Annotated in this window: 19 protein-coding genes; 10 read left to right on the forward strand and 9 right to left on the reverse strand. The window is 64.0% G+C overall.

The annotated features are described in order from the left end of the window. The first annotated feature begins 66 nt into the window (after positions 1 to 66). Complete coding sequence (locus tag U2H20_RS09210) at positions 67 to 690, forward strand: GNAT family N-acetyltransferase (protein WP_430591991.1); 624 nt, start codon at positions 67 to 69, stop codon at positions 688 to 690. Between the two features lie 23 nt (positions 691 to 713). Further along, on the forward strand, positions 714 to 1022 hold the full coding sequence (locus U2H20_RS09215) for a chorismate mutase (protein ID WP_430591992.1): 309 nt from the start codon (positions 714 to 716) through the stop codon (positions 1020 to 1022). Between the two features lie 78 nt (positions 1023 to 1100). On the opposite strand, the gene U2H20_RS09220 is transcribed toward U2H20_RS09215, so the two are convergent. The 4 genes from U2H20_RS09220 to purS form a co-directional block, all read right to left on the reverse strand. Continuing rightward, a complete protein-coding gene (locus U2H20_RS09220) occupies positions 1101 to 1844 on the reverse strand; it encodes a hypothetical protein (protein WP_430591993.1) in 744 nt (247 codons plus the stop codon). A 108-nt stretch (positions 1845 to 1952) separates the two neighbouring features. Next, a complete protein-coding gene (gene purL, locus U2H20_RS09225; protein ID WP_430591994.1) occupies positions 1953 to 4250 on the reverse strand; it encodes a phosphoribosylformylglycinamidine synthase subunit PurL in 2298 nt (765 codons plus the stop codon). A gap of 130 nt (positions 4251 to 4380) precedes the next feature. Continuing rightward, on the reverse strand, positions 4381 to 5073 hold the full coding sequence (gene purQ, locus U2H20_RS09230; protein WP_430591995.1) for a phosphoribosylformylglycinamidine synthase subunit PurQ: 693 nt from the start codon (positions 5071 to 5073) through the stop codon (positions 4381 to 4383). Beyond that, positions 5070 to 5330 carry a phosphoribosylformylglycinamidine synthase subunit PurS gene (gene purS, locus U2H20_RS09235; protein ID WP_430591996.1) on the reverse strand — a complete coding sequence of 87 codons (261 nt, stop codon included), beginning with the start codon at positions 5328 to 5330 and terminating at the stop codon, positions 5070 to 5072. Before purS ends, purQ begins: the two co-directional genes overlap by 4 nt. 219 nt (positions 5331 to 5549) lie before the next feature. Here purS and U2H20_RS09240 point away from each other — a divergent pair, with 219 nt between their 5' ends. Together U2H20_RS09240 and ypfJ are read left to right on the forward strand one after the other, a co-directional pair. Beyond that, entirely contained in the window at positions 5550 to 6182 is a 633-nt protein-coding gene (locus tag U2H20_RS09240; protein ID WP_430591997.1) for a DUF4333 domain-containing protein, read from the forward strand. A 49-nt stretch (positions 6183 to 6231) separates the two neighbouring features. After that, positions 6232 to 7110, forward strand: coding sequence for a KPN_02809 family neutral zinc metallopeptidase (gene ypfJ, locus U2H20_RS09245; protein ID WP_430591998.1), 879 nt, complete (start codon positions 6232 to 6234; stop codon positions 7108 to 7110). Between the two features lie 130 nt (positions 7111 to 7240). Here ypfJ and U2H20_RS09250 read toward each other — a convergent pair whose 3' ends face one another. Next, the gene (locus U2H20_RS09250; RefSeq protein ID WP_430591999.1) at positions 7241 to 7606 is read right to left on the reverse strand and encodes a sterol carrier family protein; all 366 of its coding nucleotides are present in this window, start codon (positions 7604 to 7606) and stop codon (positions 7241 to 7243) included. A 67-nt stretch (positions 7607 to 7673) separates the two neighbouring features. Here U2H20_RS09250 and purD point away from each other — a divergent pair, with 67 nt between their 5' ends. From purD to U2H20_RS09270, 4 genes are all read left to right on the forward strand, one after another. Further along, positions 7674 to 8948, forward strand: a complete 1275-nt coding sequence (purD, locus tag U2H20_RS09255; RefSeq protein WP_430592000.1) for a phosphoribosylamine--glycine ligase — start codon at positions 7674 to 7676, stop codon at positions 8946 to 8948. Further along, complete coding sequence (locus U2H20_RS09260) at positions 8945 to 9817, forward strand: phosphoribosylaminoimidazolesuccinocarboxamide synthase (RefSeq protein WP_430592001.1); 873 nt, start codon at positions 8945 to 8947, stop codon at positions 9815 to 9817. The genes purD and U2H20_RS09260 overlap by 4 nt, the downstream gene beginning before the upstream one ends. Before the next feature lie 43 nt (positions 9818 to 9860). After that, positions 9861 to 10805 (forward strand): hypothetical protein, encoded by a 945-nt coding sequence (locus U2H20_RS09265; protein ID WP_430592002.1) that lies wholly within the window; start codon positions 9861 to 9863, stop codon positions 10803 to 10805. Positions 10806 to 10894: 89 nt separating this feature from the next. Further along, the gene (locus U2H20_RS09270) at positions 10895 to 11395 is read left to right on the forward strand and encodes a hypothetical protein (RefSeq protein ID WP_430592003.1); all 501 of its coding nucleotides are present in this window, start codon (positions 10895 to 10897) and stop codon (positions 11393 to 11395) included. Between the two features lie 64 nt (positions 11396 to 11459). Here the strand turns inward: U2H20_RS09270 and U2H20_RS09275 are convergent, their stop codons facing one another. Together U2H20_RS09275 and purF are read right to left on the reverse strand one after the other, a co-directional pair. Then, positions 11460 to 12191: an alpha/beta fold hydrolase gene (locus U2H20_RS09275; protein WP_430592004.1), complete on the reverse strand. Its 732-nt coding sequence runs from the start codon at positions 12189 to 12191 to the stop codon at positions 11460 to 11462. Between the two features lie 109 nt (positions 12192 to 12300). Beyond that, the gene (purF, locus tag U2H20_RS09280) at positions 12301 to 13755 is read right to left on the reverse strand and encodes an amidophosphoribosyltransferase (RefSeq protein ID WP_430592005.1); all 1455 of its coding nucleotides are present in this window, start codon (positions 13753 to 13755) and stop codon (positions 12301 to 12303) included. A gap of 139 nt (positions 13756 to 13894) precedes the next feature. On the opposite strand from purF, the gene purM reads away from it, so the two are divergent. Further along, positions 13895 to 14983: a phosphoribosylformylglycinamidine cyclo-ligase gene (gene purM, locus U2H20_RS09285; protein WP_430592006.1), complete on the forward strand. Its 1089-nt coding sequence runs from the start codon at positions 13895 to 13897 to the stop codon at positions 14981 to 14983. 126 nt (positions 14984 to 15109) lie between these two features. Next, on the forward strand, positions 15110 to 15466 hold the full coding sequence (locus U2H20_RS09290; protein ID WP_430592007.1) for a DUF4190 domain-containing protein: 357 nt from the start codon (positions 15110 to 15112) through the stop codon (positions 15464 to 15466). 238 nt (positions 15467 to 15704) lie between these two features. Here U2H20_RS09290 and U2H20_RS09295 read toward each other — a convergent pair whose 3' ends face one another. Then, complete coding sequence (locus tag U2H20_RS09295) at positions 15705 to 17102, reverse strand: L-serine ammonia-lyase (RefSeq protein WP_430593625.1); 1398 nt, start codon at positions 17100 to 17102, stop codon at positions 15705 to 15707. A 278-nt stretch (positions 17103 to 17380) separates the two neighbouring features. Further along, positions 17381 to 17563, reverse strand: a complete 183-nt coding sequence (locus U2H20_RS09300; RefSeq protein ID WP_430592008.1) for a DUF3073 domain-containing protein — start codon at positions 17561 to 17563, stop codon at positions 17381 to 17383. Positions 17564 to 17609 lie beyond the last annotated feature (46 nt).

The following is a 17609-nucleotide window of genomic DNA, read 5'->3' on the forward strand; positions in this document are numbered from 1 at the left end:
CGGGCGCAAGGCAGACGCGCCCTCCGGTTCTCTCGCTCACAACACAAGATTTGGCAGGCTCAACACATGGTTGCTCGCACACCAACACTCACGTCGATCACGGGTCGAAGCGTCCGTGTAGAACCCCTCACGCTCGACCATGCTGCGGAGTTGCGTGCGGCAATCGCGGTCCCCGAAGTCTTCGCCGGCGGATACGGCGGCGGACCGGCGGGGCTCGACCAGTCGCCGGAGGGCTGGCAACGCTTCATGCAACGCCTCTACCCGTTCGCCGCTGGACTCCCGCTCGCGGTCCGAGGGGTCGGGGGAGCAGACGACGGGGTCCTCATCGGCACGACGTCGTTCGGGGGCATCGATCTGGCTCGTGAGTCGCTGCACCTCGGCTGGACCGCCTACGCGCCGCGCGTCTGGGGAACGTCCGTGAACCCCGAGACGAAGCTGCTCATGCTCCAGCTCGCGTTCGATCACGGGTTCGGACGGGTCAAGATCCAAGCGGACGCGCGGAACGCTCGATCTCGCGCTGCGATCGCGAAGCTCGGTGCAACGTTCGAAGGTATCGCCAGACGAGAGCAGCAACGAGCCGATGGAACCTGGCGTGATACGGCGATCTTCTCGATCCTTCGCGAGGAATGGCCCGCGATCGAGGCGCAGCTGAAATCACGTGTCGACGCCCTGCTCGCGCCAAAAAACTGACGCAGAGCAACTACGCTCGAACCATGGCGAATGACCCTCTCGAAGAACTCGAATCGCACCGGCGGAGTATCGACAACCTCGACTCAGTCCTGGTGCACACCCTCGCGGAGCGCTTCAAGCTCACGCAGGCCGTCGGCGCGCTCAAGGCGGAGCACGCGATGTCGGCTTCAGATCCCGATCGCGAGGCTCGTCAGATCACCCGGATGAAGCAGATCGCCGAAGAGTCGGGGCTCGATCCCGCGTTCGCCGAGAAGTTCTTGAACTTCATCATTGCCGAAGTGATCCACCACCACGAACGAATCGCCACCGCGACGATTCCGCGGCAAGACTGAGCGCACACGAAGAAGGCCGGTGGCCCTGCGACTGCAGGAACACCGGCCTTCTTTCTGTCGTCCGACAGATGCGTGACGTTACTTGATGACCGATTCCGAGTCGGCTTCGATGCGGTCGTCGTGGATGAGTTCACCCTCCGCGTCGACTGGCGTGAAGCGAGCGCTGAACTCGATCGGCGAGTTCTCCTGGTAACGGAAGTTCGCTCCGTAGGAGAACGAGTCGCCCGTGCCGAAGGTGTACACGCCAGGCTCCAGGAACTCGGTCGCGCCGAAGCGGTTGACTTCCATTTCCTCGAACAGATCGAAGTCGGTGATCGAGTCCATGCCCTGCAGGTAGGGCCAGTCGTCGTACTCAGCGTTCACAGTGACGAGGGAGGCGCCCAGGTCGATCGGGTCGCCCTCGTTCGTGATGATGTAGTTCACGAACACGATGTCGTCACCGACGTCAATGATCGGCTTGTTGTCGTCCGGGTTCACGAAGTTGCCGGTCTTCGGTGATGCGACGACACCGACCTGGTAGACGTCGATCGTCACGTCGCCAACCTCAATGGTGGTCAGCATTTCGCCGGGAGTCGTCACCGGGTCGGCCCATGAAGGCTGGCCGCCGGTTGCTGCCGGTGCTTCGCTCTCTTCAGAGTCGGTGTCGGAGTCGTCGTCGCTTTCGCTCGGCGATGGCGTTTCGGCCGTTGTCGGCTCAGCCGATGGGGACTGGGTGTCTGGCGCTTCTGCAGCCTCTTCTGGCGGGCTGACGCACGCTGAGAGCGTGAGAAGCGCCGCGACCGCGGTCGCCGAGAGTGTCAAAGTTCGAGTGCGGGTACGCATGAGTGATGATGCCTTTCATCGGGACTGGAGGAGCTCCATTTCCCTCGACACTATCGACGCACCCGCCCTCGAACCTGTGTGTTTCGTGGACCCCAGCCGAATGAATGCTTATTCGAAGCGCTCGCGAATCGGCGCAGAGTGCACCTCGCGCAGTTCGTCAAGACCGATGGTGCAGACGTCCTGAATTTCCAGCGCTCCGCTGGTCGCGTCCGTGACGCCGATCCGAAGGTTCGGCACCCCGCGGACATCGCACATCGCGGAGAACCGGACGTCGTCTTCACGCGGCACGGCAACGAGCATGCGCGCGCCGGATTCGGAGAAGAGCGCAGCGGTCTGCGAAATGCCGTCGCGAGAAATCAGGCCGTCGAGCCACACGCGGGCTCCGACGCCGAAGCGCATTGCGCCCTCGATGAGCGTCATGACGAGGCCGCCCTCAGACAGGTCGTGCGCAGCACTTGCAAGGCCTTCGAGTGCGACACCGTGCATGAGCCCGGCGAGCGACTTCTCCGCCGCGAGATCGACCTGTGGTGGTACGCCCCCGAGGTGACCGTGCACTGCGCCGGCCCAGGCAGAACCGTCGAGTTCTTCGGCGGTAGTACCGAGGAGGTACAGGTTGTGGCCATCGTCCTGCCATCCGGAGGGGATGCGGCGCCCGACGTCATCGAGCACGCCGAGCACGCCGACCACTGGTGTCGGGTGGATCTGGACGTCGCCGGTCTGGTTGTAGAACGAGACGTTGCCGCCGGTGACGGGAATACCGAGTTCGACGCAGCCGTCAGCCAGGCCGTCCACTGCTTCGCTGAACTGCCACATGACCTCAGGGTTCTCCGGGCTCCCGAAGTTGAGGCAGTCGCTCACACCGAGTGGAACCGCGCCGGTCGCGGCAACGTTTCGGTACGACTCTGCGAGTGCAGCTTTCGCGCCTTCACGCGGGTCGAGCTGGCAGTAGCGACCGTTCGCATCGACCGAGACCGCGAAGCCGAGGCCGCTGGATTCGTCGATCCGAACCATTCCTGCGTCGTCCGGCATTGCGAGCGCGGTGTTTCCGAGCACGTACCTGTCGTACTGATCGGTGATCCAGGACGTGTCCGCAAGATTCGCGCTTCCGGCGAGTGCCAAGATCTCAGCGCGAAGACCTGCAGCGTTCGCGCGGGGCAGCGAGGCGGTCGTGTCTGCGTTGAGCGCATCGATCCAATCGGGGCGCTTGACCGGCCGGTCGTAGACGGGGGAGTCGATCGCGACGGTTCGCGGGTCGACGTCGACGATGGTCTCGCCACCGTGCGTGATGATGAGGCGACCGGTGTCGGTCACTTCGCCGAGCACGCTGGTCTCGACGTCCCACTTCGAGGTCACTGCCAGGAACCCCTCCAGCTTTTCGGGAGAGACGACCGCCATCATGCGCTCCTGGCTCTCCGACATGAGGATCTCTTCAGCAGTCAGGGTCGGGTCGCGCAAGAGCACGTGATCGAGCTCGACCTGCATGCCGCCGTCGCCGTTCGATGCGAGTTCGCTGGTCGCGCAGGAGATTCCTGCGGCACCCAGGTCCTGGATGCCCTCGACGAGGCCGGCCTTGAACAGTTCGAGGCAGCATTCGATGAGGACTTTCTCGGCGAAGGGGTCGCCGACCTGCACCGCTGGGCGCTTCGTCGGGCCACCATCGTCGAATGAGTCGGAGGCGAGGATCGATGCGCCGCCGATCCCGTCGCCGCCGGTCCGGGCCCCGAACAACACGACCTTGTTGCCGACGCCACGAGCGTTCGCGAGGTGGAGGTCTTCATGGCGAAGGACGCCAACTGCGAGGGCATTGACGAGCGGGTTGCCCTGGTACACCGGGTCGAAAATCGTCTCGCCACCGATGTTCGGGAGGCCGAGGCAGTTGCCGTAGAACGAGATCCCGCCGACGACGCCGTGCACGACGCGAGCAGTGTCAGGGTGGTCGATGGCGCCAAAACGGAGTGCGTCCATGACCGCGACGGGCCGGGCTCCCATGGAGATGATGTCGCGGACGATTCCGCCGACGCCCGTTGCGGCGCCCTGGAAGGGCTCGACGAACGAGGGGTGGTTGTGGCTCTCGATCTTGAAGGTGACGGCCCAGCCCTCACCGACATCGAGGACTCCCGCGTTTTCTCCCATGCCGACCATGAGGTTCGTCTTCATCTCCGGCGTGACCTTCTGGCCGAACGCACGGAGGTACTTCTTGCTCGACTTGTAGGAGCAGTGCTCACTCCACATGACCGAGTACATCGCGAGCTCGCCGCTGGTGGGGCGGCGTCCGAGGATCTCGCGAATGCGCTCGTATTCGTCCGTCTTGAGGCCGAGCGCCGCGTACGGCTGCTCTTTCTCAGGGGTTTGCAGCGCGTTTTCAACGGTGTCTGCGATGTGCTGGCGCTTCGGAGTGCTCGTCACTCGTGCTCCTGAAAATAGCGGGGGATACCGGCGGAAAAGCGGGCGTTCTCAGTGTATTCGTTCGGTGCTTCATCTGCTGCTCGAGCCCGTGCTCGATGCGGAGTCAGCGCCCTGAGAAGCCCGGCGGGGGTTAGGCGAGCACCGACTCCAGCACGCTCGCGATGAGCGTGAGACCGTCACGGCCGGAACGCATCCGGGTGTCCGTGTCAGGGCCGAAGCCGAGTTCGACGGCGTGCTCAGGGTGGGGCATGAGTCCAACGACGTTGCCCTTGGCGTTCGTGAGCCCCGCGATGTCGTTCTGTGAACCGTTCGGGTTGCCGCCGGCGTATCGGAAGGCCACGAGGCCTTCGCCTTCGATCCGTTCGAGTTCGGCCGCGGGAGCAACAAAACGACCCTCGGCGTTCTTCAGGGGGATCAGGATTTCCTGGCCAGCGGAGAAGCCCCGGGTCCACGAGGTCTCTGCGTTTTCGACCGTGAGCTTCTGGTCGCGGCAGACGAAGCGGCTGTTCGCGTTCCGGAGCAGTCCACCCGGCAGAAGGCGGGTTTCGGTGAGCATTTGGAAGCCATTGCAGATTCCGAGGACGGGGACGCCGGCGTTGGCAGCAGCGACCACCTCCGTCATGATCGGAGAGATCGCAGCGATTGCACCACACCGCAGGTAGTCGCCGTAGGAGAATCCGCCGGGAAGGATGACGGCGTCGACGCCCTGCAGATCGTGGTCGCCGTGCCAGAGCGGCTGTGGCTCCATGCCCGCGAGCGTCACCGCACGTGCGGCATCGCGGTCATCGAGGGTCCCTGGGAAGGTGACGACTCCGACTCTCACGCTGCGACCTCTTCTGCAACGCGGACCGAGACGACCTCTTCGATGACCGTGTTTGCGAGCGTCTCTTCTGCGATCTCGCGAACTTCGGCGAGCACGGCGTCGGTGACTTCGCCGTTGATTTCGAGTTCGAAGCGCTTGCCGATTCGAACACCGGCGATGGAGGAGTGACCCGTGCGCAGGAGCGCCCCGGCGACCGCCTTGCCTTGCGGGTCGAGAATTTCAGACTTCGGCATGACGTCTACAACGATTCGAGGCATGGTGATCTCCTGCATAACGGCGGTGGATGTTCTGATTCTACTGTCATCGGGATGCCGGAGCGAGGCCTCGGCAGGGCCATTTGGAACCCGGGTGGTGCTTGCGAGCTCTAGACGGAGCTGTTGGAGGAATAAGCGGGCGCACGGCAACCCACAGGAAACATGCAGTGCACTGAAAATAGGCTCATAGGAATCGCATCGCTCTTGCCGAAAAAGGAACTCATGCCTCGTCGTTTCGCATCTCTCGCCCTGATCGGAGCAGCCACGATGCTGCTCGCCGCATGCAACTTCTCTGCGAATTTGACCGTTTCACCTGAGACGCTCGAGCAGCAGGCGTTCGACGCACTCGAGGCTGAGTACGGCACGACGCCCGCACTCGACTGCGGTAACGACCAGATCGATCTGGTCGACGGTGCTGTCGTCGAGTGTGGCCTCACCTTCGAGGGTGCCGAATACGACGCGCTCATCACCATCAGTAACGTGCAGGGCACGAGCTACAACATCAACGTCGAGGTGCCCGGCTGGGACGGTGGAGTCGGCGGAGCGAGCGAGCCGAGTGCGACGCCGACGGAAACTCAGGAGCCGGCGCCGTCCTCTGAGGCGGCGGGTGGAGAGTCGGTGTCCGTGTACCCCTACGAACTCGCCGCGCTCGCAGCAGATGCGCTCGAGCCTGAATACGGCGCCCGGCCCACGGTGGTCTGCAACGACGAGTCGCAGATCGAGATCTTCGCTGGAACGACGCTGGAGTGCGACCTCATCGAGGCGAAGACCGGAGCGAAGGGGATCGCGACGATCACGGTGACATCGGTTGAAGGAAACAAGTACTCGATCGATGTGAACGTCGTCGACGCCTGAGCGACCGCGGCGCTGTGCTCTTCGTCGCGGGTGGCGTACCTTTGCTCTCGTGACGTTCAACGAGGGTTCTGAGATCAACACGACGACCGTTCGCAGGCGCCGTCGGACCACGGGCGCAGCGATCGGCGGTGGTGGCGCGCTGATCGCGGTCGCGCTGTTCGTCGTGAGCCAGCTCACCGGTTTCGATCTCACCGGTCTCGTCAACACGGCACCGCAGAACGAATCTTCGCAGTCCGACGAGGTCGTCGCGGGGTGCACGGGCGCAGACGCGAATGCGCCGGCAAACGTCGACTGTCGAATGTCGGGCGGTGCGGACTCGCTCGACGCGTACTGGAATCGCGTATTCGAGAACAGCGGCGGGCAGTATCTCGCGCCGACGGTCACGCTCTTCGACGAAGATGTTGCAACGGCGTGTGGTGTCGCCTCGAGCGCGGTCGGGCCGTTCTACTGCCCCGCCGATCAGGTGATCTACATCGATACCGCGTTCTTCGCGCAACTGCAGAACCAGTTCGGGGCGCAGGGCGGCTCGCTCGCCGAGATGTACGTCCTCGCGCACGAATGGGGCCACCACATCCAGTTCTTGACCGGCACGCTCGACAATGTCGATCACAGCGATACCGGGCCGCAGTCGAGCGCCGTGCGCAGCGAGCTCCAGGCTGATTGTTACGCGGGAGCCTGGATTGCGGGCGCCTCGACGACTCCGGACGACGGCGGTACGCCACTGTTGAAGCCAGTGACCGAGGAGGAACTCGCGCAAGCGCTCGATGCCGCTCGGGTCATCGGCGATGACGCGATCCAAGAGTCGACGGGGCAGAACGCGAACCCGGATGGCTGGACGCACGGCTCGAGCGAGCAGCGGCAGACCTGGCTGATGAACGGATTCGAGGGTGGCGCTGGAGCCTGCGACACCTGGAGTGGAACGGTCTGAGACCGTGCTTGACGCGGCTGCTTCCGACCGCGTGCGCGCTCCTCGTCGTTCGCGGGCTTCTCGTCGTTCGCGGGCTTCGGTTCGCTCGTAGGCTTCGGGCTGAGCGGCGGTCGCCGCGATCTGCGGTGACTTACTGCGAGGTCTTTCCGACGCGGACGAGCGGGAGCCACGGCGAGACGTCCGCCCGTGTTCCAGAGGCGTGCACCTTGCCGCTTGCGAACGCCTCCGCCCAGGTGCTCTCGCCGGTTGCGAGTGCGAGCCAAGTCGTCGCGTCCGTCTCGATCACGTTCGGCGGAGTGCCGCGCGTGTGACCCGGGCCTTCGACCGCTTGGACCGCGCCGAAGGGTGGCACCCGAACCTCGACGCTCTTTCCGGGGGCGCGATCGCTGAGACACTGCAGCGTGTAGCGGACTGCGGTCGCAACCGTGTTGCGATCGCCGCTTGCGGCCTCGCGCACTGCGTCGAGCCCAACGAGGTCTGCGATCCGTTTTGGCATGCGCCCACCGTACAGCGAGGCTCTGACTTGCGCCCGTCGGCAATGCGCCCTGCCGTACCATGAGGGTGTGCGAATCCTTGTGCTTGGACCCGGTGCCCGTGAACACGCGATCATTACTGCGCTGCGCCGTGAGGATCCCGCGCACGAAATCGTTGCAGCTCCAGGAAACGCGGGTATCGCCGAGGATGTCGAGGTCATGCACCTCGATGCGAACGATCCAGAAGTCGTCGCCGAGTATGTGCGCGATTCGTCGTTCGATCTCTGCGTGATCGGCCCGGAAGCCCCGCTCGTCGCAGGCGTCGCCGATGCAGTTCGAGCGGTCGGCGTTCCGGTCTTCGGTCCTTCGCAAGCTGCAGCGGCCCTCGAAGGCTCGAAGGCCTTTGCGAAAGCGATTATGGACGCCGCCGCCGTACCGACCGGTCGAGCGACGCGAGCAACAACCATCGCCGAGGCGATTGCGGCGATCGACGCCGAATCCGCCCCCTGGGTCGTGAAGGCCGACGGCCTGGCAGCGGGGAAGGGCGTCATCGTGACGCCCGATCGTGACGCGGCGATCGAGCATGCACGGTTCTGGCTGCAACACGGCAGCGTGCTCGTCGAAGAGTTCCTCGACGGTGAAGAAGTCTCGCTGTTCCTGTTCAGTGACGGTGAGAGCGTTCGCGCGCTCAGCCCCGCACAAGACTTCAAGCGACTGCGCGACAACGACGAAGGCCCGAACACCGGCGGCATGGGTGCATACACGCCCCTGCCATGGCTCGACGCGCGCTTCGGCAGCGAAGACGAGTTCGTCGCAGAGGTCATCGACACGGTCGCTCTCCCAACCGTGCAGGCGATGTCACGCGAGGGCACCCCCTTCGTGGGTCTCCTGTACTGCGGGCTCATCGTGACCGAGCAGGGCATCCGCGTCATCGAGTTCAACGCTCGCTTCGGCGATCCCGAGACGCAGGTCGTGCTTGAACGGCTCGCGACCCCGCTGAGCTCCGTGTTGTTCGCAGCAGCAACCGGAACGCTCGCTTCGCTCCCACCGCTCGAGAAGCGTGAGATCGCAGCCGTCACCGTGGTGATCGCAAGCGACGGATACCCCGAGGCCCCGATCACCGGTCGGCCGATTGAGGGAATCAAGGCTGCGAACGCGCTCGAAGGCGTGCACGTTCTCCACGCAGCAACCGCGCTCGGCTCAGACGGTGCGCACTTGCTTGCGACGGGCGGCCGCGTGATCAGCGTCGTCGGCGTCGGTGATTCGCTCGCGCAAGCTCGAACGCGCGCCTACGCTGGCGTTGACACCATCTCCCTCGAGGGCGCGCGAGTGCGACGCGATATCGCTGAAAAGGTGGCACGATGACTGCGCTTGCAGGCTGGACCAGGGTCTACTCCGGCAAGGTTCGGGAACTCTACGTCGAAGAAGGTCAGACCCTCGAAGACGCACCAGTCGTGCTGATGGTTGCGAGCGATCGCGTGAGCGCCTTCGATCGACCGCTCGAACCGGCGATCCCCGGCAAAGGAGAGGCACTGACGTCGCTCACGAACTGGTGGCTCGAATACCTCGACGTCCCCGACCAGCGAGCGGTGGTCGCACACCACGCGCCGATTCCCGAGGCAGTCCGTGCTCGCGCGACGCTTGCAAAGACGCTCGACATGTATCCGATCGAATGTGTCGTTCGCGGCTGGCTCGCAGGGAGCGCTGTCGGCGAATACCAGCGCACCGGCGCGGTATGCGGTGTCGTATTGCCCGAAGGGCTCAGCGAAGGCGACCGGCTCCCTGAGCCGATCTTCACTCCCGCTTGGAAGGCGCCGCTCGGACAGCACGACGAGAACATCACCTTCGAGCGCGTGGTCGAACTCGTGGGCGCCGAGGTCGCAGCCGGACTCCGCGACCAGTCGATCGAACTGTTCACCCGAGCCGCGCAACGTGCGGCCGAGTCACGACTGATCCTCGTCGACACGAAGTTCGAGTTCGGGGCCGACCGCACGACGGGGCAGCTCACGCTTGCAGACGAAGTCCTGACGAGCGACTCTTCGCGGTATTGGAGCCTCGACGATTGGCAACGAGGCGAGCTGCGCTCCTCCTTCGACAAGCAGATCGTCAGGAACTGGATCCGCGAGAACTGGGACGGCGAAGGAGTACCTCCGACGCTGCCCGAGTCGCTCGTCACCGAGGTTTCATCGCGCTACCACGCACTCCTCGAGCAACTCACATCGAATCCGCAGTAGTGATCGGTAGCGCAAGGCTGGCAACGAGTGGTTTGCTAGAGCTATGAGCTCACCGTCGAATACCCCGCCGAAGTCCCCCGCGGCCGGGATCATCGTCAGCCTTCTCATTGGCGTGATCGCAGCGATCGTGGCAATCGGCAGTGCGGTCACCGTGTTCCAGTGGATCATGTACCTCCTGAGTGCCTTCTCTTCGGGTAGCTCGAGCATGATCTCAGCGGCCTTCGGCCAGGCGATTCCTGCGCTCATCGTGCCAGTGCTGCTGTTGTTCTTCGGCTTCGTGATCGCTCGCGCGCTCTTCCGTGCAGTGTTCCGCATGGCGAAGGGCGCCGGTGCCGCGGCGCACAGCAATATTTCGCAAATGCGGGAGCAGGCAACCTCCGAAGCAGCCCGTCGCGCCGAGCAGGCTCGCGCCGACATGCAGGCTCGCACGCAGCGCACACAGTCGAACCTGCGCGACCAGCAACGTCAGATCGCCCAGAACGCGCAGCAGGCCCGTGACAACAACGCCGGTCACACTCGCCAGCACTCGGAGTCCTCCGGCTCTCGAATGGATCAACTGCGCGCTCGCGTGGGTGACCGGATCGCCGCCGAGATGGCTGCATCCGGGTATTCGACGCAGCAGGGCAATCCCTATGGCGGCAACCAGCAGCAGGCTGGTCAGTACGGTCAGCCGCAGTGGCAGCAGCAGGGCCAGCCTCGCCAGCAGCAGCGTCAACCCCAGCCTCAGCGTGCTCCGCAGCAACGTCAGCCGCAACGAGCCCAGCAGGCCCCCGTGGCACAGCGAGTGCAGCCCACGCAGTCCGACATGGAACGGTTCAATGCGCTCCTCGATCGCGAAACCGGTGGAGAGCACGCGCAGCGTTCACGGAAGCACAGTGGTTCAACACTGACCCAGTCGAGCCTCCGCGGTGGCTCGCTGTCACGCACGAGCCTCACGCTCAACTCGCTCGTGCACGGTGCCCTGAAGAGCAGCTCGCTCTACAAGTAGCGAAGCGGTCGTTCGCGCTCGTATCGGCGACCGTGTCCGCTGAGCGGCGTGCTCGCACGGGTGCTGTCGAAGTGCGCGACAATAGTCGTATGGCCACACGCGACGATTCCCAGCCCGGTATGCAGGAGCACGGTTCTAGCGAGCCATCGGCCACTGAGGCTACGGCCCCTGAGGCGACGGTGTTCGGAGCCGATGCCTCCGCGCACACTGAGCACGCTCCCGTCTACCGTGAGACGGTTGAGCAGGTCGATGTCGTCTACCGCCGCTCCCCGAAGTTCGGCCGATTCATCACGCTTTTCGGAGGCATTGGTGCGGTCATCGGCTTCTCGCTCGCGATGTGGCGCCCCGCTCCTCCCGAGCTCGGTCTCGGGCCACTGATCGGCTACATGCTGCTCGTCGGTGTGACCGCCGGGATCACGGTCGGTGCACTGATCGCGGTCATTCTGGATCGCACGGTAGGTCGTCGAAAGCGAGTGCTGCACGCGGAGCACATCGAGATGCGGGCGGAAGAGTCGGGGCAGCCTGCGAGCGCGGAGCAGTCAGCTGCACACGGTGAGCCCCGTGAGGGCGGCGCCGGTCCTCGCCCCTAGGCACTGCATCCTCGCGGTTCGATCGCGAACCTGACGACTGCGCGAGCGCCGCGCTCGTTGAGGATCACAACAGCTCGTCGATGATCTCGAACGTTCGTTCCGGGTCCTCGAGATGCATGTCGTGGTGCACGCCTGGAAAACGACGAATCTCCCAGCCCTGTTGTTCGAGCGCCGCGGCAGTGCGGTCAGAGAGGATCGCAGGCGACTCCTCGGAGAGCACGATCGTCGAGGGTACTGCGGGAGGGCCGAGCGTCACGGGATTGAACGCGACCTCTTTGAACACCCCGATAGCCATCTTCGCGTCGAATTGGGACTTTCCTCGCCGCAGTGACTTTTGGACCGCAGGAGGGTAAGCCGCTCGCTGTTTTGAAGACCTTCGGGCTTGGAGGGCGCCGACGACTCCGAGGGTCAGCGCGGGGACTGCCCAGAATGCTCTGCCGGCAGCGCCTGCAGTGGGAAGCGAGAGCTCGAAGCCGGGATCGAGGTAGATCGCGTGGTGGGGTTGCAGCCGATCGACTGCCCGGACGAGCACTGCGCCCCCGAGGGAATGACCGACAACGGCGTGAAGCCCCTTTGGCAGATTCTCAACGACATCGTCGGCGAATTCGCTGAGGCTGTACGACTTCGCTCGCTCGCTCTTGCCGTGACCGCGGAGGTCGAGGCTCGTGATGGTACAGCGCCCCGAAGCGAGCATCCGCTCGATGAGTGGTTGCCAAGTCGATGATTCCGCGCCGAGTCCATGGACCAAGCCGATGTGCAGGGGGCCGGAGCCGAGTGTTGTCGAATGCAGTCGCATGTCTCATTCTCTCTCGCAGCTCCGGCAGGGGCGAGTTCGAGCACTCGGAGCAGCCGTATTCGTGGAGTTCCGAGCTGCTCGCCGGGGTGAACGTGAGGAACGGTGAACGTCAGGAAAGCTGGTTCGCTTCGACCCAGCGGAGGTAATCGTCGCTCACGGTGCCGGTGACGTATTCGCCGGTGAAGCACGAGGTGTCGAGACGGTCGAAGTTCGCGCCGCCCGTGATCGCGGCGTGCATGTCCTTGACCTCCTGATACACGAGGTAGTCGCTGCCGAGCGCCGTGTTGACCTCGGGGATCGTTCGGCCGGCCGCAACGAGCTCTGCCCGTGAGGGCATGTTGATGCCGTACACGTGCGGGTAGCGGACGGGCGGAGCGGCCGAAGTGAAGGTCACCTTGTTCGCTCCGGCCTGGCGGGTCATTTCGACGATCTCGCGGCTCGTTGTTCCGCGCACGATCGAGTCGTCGACGATCAAGACGTTCTTGCCCTTGAATTCGGAACCCATCGCGTTGAGCTTCTGACGCACCGAACGCTTCCGCTCCTCTTGCCCCGGCATGATGAAGGTTCGACCGACGTAGCGGTTCTTGTAGAAGCCTTCGCGGTATTCGATCCCGAGCTTGCGCGCGACCTCCATCGCGGCAGGCCGTGACGAATCTGGAATCGGCATGACGACGTCGATATCTCCGCTCGGCGTGAACTCGCTGATCGTGTCGGCCAGCTTCTCACCGAGGCGAAGTCGAGCTTCGTAGACGGAGACGCCGTTCATGATCGAGTCAGGCCGCGCCAAGTAGACGTATTCGAAGGAGCAGGGGATGAGCTGCGGGTTCGCTGCGCACTGCCGCGTTGCGAGTTCTCCATCGACCGTGATCGAGACCGCTTCGCCGGGCTCGACGTCGCGGACGACCTCGTAGCCACCGGCTTCGAGAACGAGCGATTCACTCGCGACGACCCATTCCTCGCGGCCTTCGCGCTCGCGACGACCGAGAATGAGCGGACGAATTCCGAAGGGATCGCGGAACGCGAGCAGCCCGTGGCCCGTGATGACGGCGATGACCGCGTAGGAGCCTTCAATGCGCTTGTGGACATTCTCGACCGCATCGAACAGCTGGTCGTGATCGAGCGAACTCCGGCCGACGAGCTTCTGCAGTTCGCTCCCGAGCACGTTGACGAGCATCTCGGTGTCACTGTCGGTGTTGACGTGACGGTAGTCCTCAGTGTGCAGCTCTTTCGCGAGTTCGCGAGTGTTCGTGAGGTTGCCGTTGTGCACGAGCGTGATGCCGTAGGGAGCGTTCACGTAGAACGGCTGCGCTTCGAGTTCGCTGGAGGCCTGACCCTTGGTCGCGTAGCGGACGTGTCCGAGACCGGTCGTTCCGACGAGCGAGCGCATGTCACGGGTTCGGAACGCTTCACGAACCTGACCCTTGGCTTTCCGCACGTAGGAGTGCGGGCCATCGATCGTTGCAATACCGCAGGAGTCTTGCCCCCGGTGCTGCAGAAGAGCGAGTGCGTCATACACCTGCTGGTTGACGAGTGTTGACGAGACGATGCCGACAATTCCGCACACGGTACAAGGGCTCCGATCTGATGTGGGGATTCCCGGATCAGTCTATTCTCAATTGGATTCTCTTGCGTGGCAGAAAAGTTTCGGTCCGAGGCGCAGCCGCGAGCGCGATCACGCCAGCAATCCGAGCTAGCCTTAGACCATGACAAATCCCTATGCCGCCGCGGGTGTTGACACTGACGCGGGGGATCTTGCCGTTGAACTCATGAAGAGCGCGGTTGCTGCAACGCACGGCCCTGGCGTTCTCGGTGGCGTCGGTGGATTCGCCGGTCTCTTCGATCTGAGTGCTGCTGCGCAATACAAGCGCCCGCTCCTTGCAACCTCGACCGATGGTGTCGGCACGAAGGTTGCGCTCGCTCAGGCGGTCGATCGACACGACACCATTGGCCAAGACCTCGTCGGCATGGTCGTCGACGACATCATCGTCGTCGGAGCGAAGCCGTTGTTCATGACCGACTACATCGCCTGCGGCAAGGTCGAACCGAAGCGGATCGCGGACATCGTCCGTGGCATCGCTGCCGCGTGCTCCGCGACCGGAACAGCCCTGGTCGGTGGGGAAACCGCAGAGCACCCGGGTCTGCTCGGCGTCGACGATTACGACGTCGCCGGTGCAGCAGTCGGCATTGTCGAGGCAGACGCAGTGCTCGGCGCTGAGCACGTACAGCATGGCGACGTCGTCATCGCAATGTCGTCGAGCGGCCTCCACTCGAACGGATACTCCCTCGTTCGACACGTGCTCTCGGAGCGTGGAATCGCGCTCACCGATCATGTCGACGAGCTCGGCGGTGTCGCGGGTGAAGTGCTCCTCGAACCCACTCGTCTGTACACCGCTGCTCTGCTGGCTGCCATCGAGTCGGGCATCACCTTGCACTCGCTCAGCCACGTCACCGGCGGCGGTATCGCGGCGAATCTGGCGCGCGTCCTTCCGGTCGGCTCGTGGACAGAGATCGACCGTGGGTCGTGGAGCGTGCCCGAGGTGTTCTCGGTGCTCGCAGATATCGGCGGTTTCAGTGTCGAGAGCACTGAAGGAACCTGGAACCTCGGCATCGGCATGATCGCGGTACTGCCTGCAGCTGAAGTGGAGCGATTCATCTCCTCGGCTGAGGCGCACGGAATCCCGAGCTGGCGCATCGGCGTCGTCTCCACGCAGGCGCGTCCGGAAGGTTCGTTCATCGAAGGCGCGAAGGGCGTCGACGGTGGGGCAGTTCGACTGATCGGCTCGCACCAGTAGCGTTCGATCTGCTGCGCGCTCTCGCCTTTGTCATCCTGGCGAATGGTTCTCACCGGGAATTCAGCAAAACTTGCCGCGCACTCACTAGAGTTTTCTTGATTTCGCTTTCTATTGAAAGGCACCGCAATGACCAACTACCCGCCACCCAGTAACCAGTCGCAGTACCAGCAGGCTCCTCAGGGCTACGGTGCTCCGCAGCAGCCTGGCTACGGATACGCCGAGCCGCAGCCGAAGGGACTCAGCATCACCTCGCTGGTGCTCGGTGTCGCGAGCGTGTTCCTCGGTTGGACCTTCTTGGCACCGATCGCCGGACTCATCGTCGGATTCATGGGTCTGAAGCGCGAACCAACGGGCAAGGGTTTTGCAATCACCGGCCTGGTCTTGAACGGGCTCTGCCTGCTCGGATGGCTCGTGAGCGTCGTGATCATCGTTCTTGTCTTCGGCTCGTTCTGGGCAGTGTTCTCGGTCACCGACTTCACGTAATCGCGACCGAGCGCCCCATCGCTCTGCACAGCCCGTTCGCCTCTTGGCGAGCGGGCTGTTTCGCTGTGTTCTGGGTGCCTCGCTGCAGGAAGGTCTGCACTGAGCCCCGGGGTCTGCACTGTATTGCTCGCAGCGGGAGGGGGAGCGGGAGCGGGAGCGGGAACGCGAGCGGGAGTAGAAACGCGAGCGGGAGCAGGAACGCGAGCGGGGTGCGCCGAACCCTGATTCGGGCGTCTACTCAGCAGTCGACGTAGGCGACCGCGAGACCGCCCATCGCAGTTTCTTTGTACTTGTCACTCATGTCGGCGCCGGTTCGACGCATCGTCTCGACTGCGGTGTCGAGACTGACGTAGTGCGTGCCGTCGCCGTGCGCTGCCATGCGCGCCGCGTTGATCGCCTTCACCGCGCCCATCGCGTTGCGCTCGATACACGGAATCTGAACGAGTCCCTTGATCGGGTCGCACGTAAGACCGAGGTTGTGCTCGATCCCGATTTCGGCAGCGTTCTCGATCTGCGGTGCGGTCCCTCCGAGTACTTGCGCGAAGCCCGCGGCGGCCATCGCACAGGCCGAACCGACTTCGCCCTGGCAACCCACTTCTGCGCCCGAGATCGATGCGTTCGATTTGATGATGATGCCGATCGCTGCTGCGGTCAGCAGGAAATCGAGCGCCCAGCTGTCGTCGTCGTCGCGGCGAACGAAACGGTCGAAGTAGAGCATGACTGCCGGAATGATTCCAGCGGCACCGTTGGTCGGGGCGGTCACGACGCGGCTTCCAGCGGCGTTCTCCTCGTTGACGGCGAGCGCGAACAGGTTGACCCATTCGATTCCGCTGAGGCGATCGGGGTCGCCCTTGAGCGCAGCCGCGTCGCGGGCGATGAGCTTGTCTCGCCATTCTTTTGCGCGCCGTTTGACGTCGAGACCACCCGGCAGGATGCCCTCGGTCGCGCAGCCCGCAGCCACGCATTCCCGCATAACCTCCCAGATTCGCTCGAGCGCTGCGGTCGTTTCGGCATCGCTGCGCCATGCCCGCTCGTTTGCGCGCATGATCTCGGGAATGCTCATGCCCGTGGCTTCGCAGTGTGCGAGCAGCTCGTCGCCCGTGGTGAACGGGTACTGCAGTGCGCCAGCGTCGCTGTCGACCGCCGGCACCGGGCTCAGGACGTCGCCCGGATCGTGCCGCATGACGAAGCCGCCGCCGATCGAGTAGTAGCCGTGCGATTCGATCTCCGAGTCGTCAGCGCGGTAGGCAGTGATGCGGAGCGCATTCGGGTGCTCGGGCCGCACGGTGAGGGGCCGCAGGACAATCGCCTCGTCGGGCGCGAACGGAACGCTTTGGCGCCCATCGAGCTGCAGGGTGTTGGTCGAATGGATCGCATCGAGCGTCGATGAGATTTCGTCGCCGGAGACATGCTCGGGGCTGAGTCCGGAAAGACCGAGCATCACCGCGCTGTCCGTCGCGTGACCGGCTCCGGTGGCGCCGAGTGAACCGAAGAGGTCGACGCGAATGCGTGCGGTCGCCTCGACTTCGTTCGCCGCCGCAAGAATTTGCACGAAATCGACCGCCGCCTTCATGGGGCCGACGGTGTGACTGCTCGAAGGTCCGATTCCGACTTTGAAGAGGTCGAGGACGGAGATCTTCTCGAAGACGGGTGCAGCCTCGGTCGCATGGGCGCCAAGTGAACCCTGCGGTTTCGAGGGGACACCGAGCCGAATCGGCTTCGCCGTCGACGGAGGCACGTTGTGTGCGACAGCCGCGTCCGCGCTCCCTGGCTCAGTGAGCACGGATGCCTGCTCGGCAGTTGCTTTGGTATCGGTGCTCGACAATGAGCCGCCCCCAAGGTCGGTCGTGATGGAAAAAACTGCGAGGGGTTCGATCACTGCGTATCGCGATCTCGCCCACAGAGCACTCCGCCTTACGCGGTGCGGTGCTCCTGGTCGCTCGACTGCGCGTAGTCAGCCCACTTGTCGTCGTATTCGTGCTCGTTGGAGTCACCCGCGAGCTCGCGCTCAAGCGCCGAGTAGTTCACGGTGGGACTGTATGACTTCAGCTCACGAGCAATTTTCGTGTGCTTAGCCTTCTGTCGGCCACGACCCATGCTGGACCCCCTCACCAAGACGACGTCTATGCGTCGAAACATCATC

It is taken from the genome of Humidisolicoccus flavus (assembly GCF_045689595.1).
In the GTDB taxonomy this organism is placed as follows: Bacteria; Actinomycetota; Actinomycetes; order Actinomycetales; family Microbacteriaceae; genus Humidisolicoccus; species Humidisolicoccus flavus.

Excerpts from the sequence above, each read along its gene's own strand:
- U2H20_RS09300 (WP_430592008.1), bottom strand. The coding sequence starts at position 17,563 with ATGGGTCGTGGCCGACAGAAGGCTAAGCACACGAAAATTGCTCGTGAG.
- U2H20_RS09240 (WP_430591997.1), top strand. The coding sequence starts at position 5,550 with ATGCCTCGTCGTTTCGCATCTCTCGCCCTGATCGGAGCAGCCACGATG.
- U2H20_RS09220 (WP_430591993.1), bottom strand. The coding sequence starts at position 1,844 with ATGCGTACCCGCACTCGAACTTTGACACTCTCGGCGACCGCGGTCGCG.
- U2H20_RS09210 (WP_430591991.1), top strand. The coding sequence starts at position 67 with ATGGTTGCTCGCACACCAACACTCACGTCGATCACGGGTCGAAGCGTC.
- U2H20_RS09275 (WP_430592004.1), bottom strand. The coding sequence starts at position 12,191 with ATGCGACTGCATTCGACAACACTCGGCTCCGGCCCCCTGCACATCGGC.
- purS (WP_430591996.1), bottom strand. The coding sequence starts at position 5,330 with ATGCCTCGAATCGTTGTAGACGTCATGCCGAAGTCTGAAATTCTCGAC.
- U2H20_RS09250 (WP_430591999.1), bottom strand. The coding sequence starts at position 7,606 with ATGCCAAAACGGATCGCAGACCTCGTTGGGCTCGACGCAGTGCGCGAG.
- U2H20_RS09270 (WP_430592003.1), top strand. The coding sequence starts at position 10,895 with ATGGCCACACGCGACGATTCCCAGCCCGGTATGCAGGAGCACGGTTCT.
- purM (WP_430592006.1), top strand. The coding sequence starts at position 13,895 with ATGACAAATCCCTATGCCGCCGCGGGTGTTGACACTGACGCGGGGGAT.
- U2H20_RS09290 (WP_430592007.1), top strand. The coding sequence starts at position 15,110 with ATGACCAACTACCCGCCACCCAGTAACCAGTCGCAGTACCAGCAGGCT.
- U2H20_RS09260 (WP_430592001.1), top strand. The coding sequence starts at position 8,945 with ATGACTGCGCTTGCAGGCTGGACCAGGGTCTACTCCGGCAAGGTTCGG.
- U2H20_RS09265 (WP_430592002.1), top strand. The coding sequence starts at position 9,861 with ATGAGCTCACCGTCGAATACCCCGCCGAAGTCCCCCGCGGCCGGGATC.
- U2H20_RS09215 (WP_430591992.1), top strand. The coding sequence starts at position 714 with ATGGCGAATGACCCTCTCGAAGAACTCGAATCGCACCGGCGGAGTATC.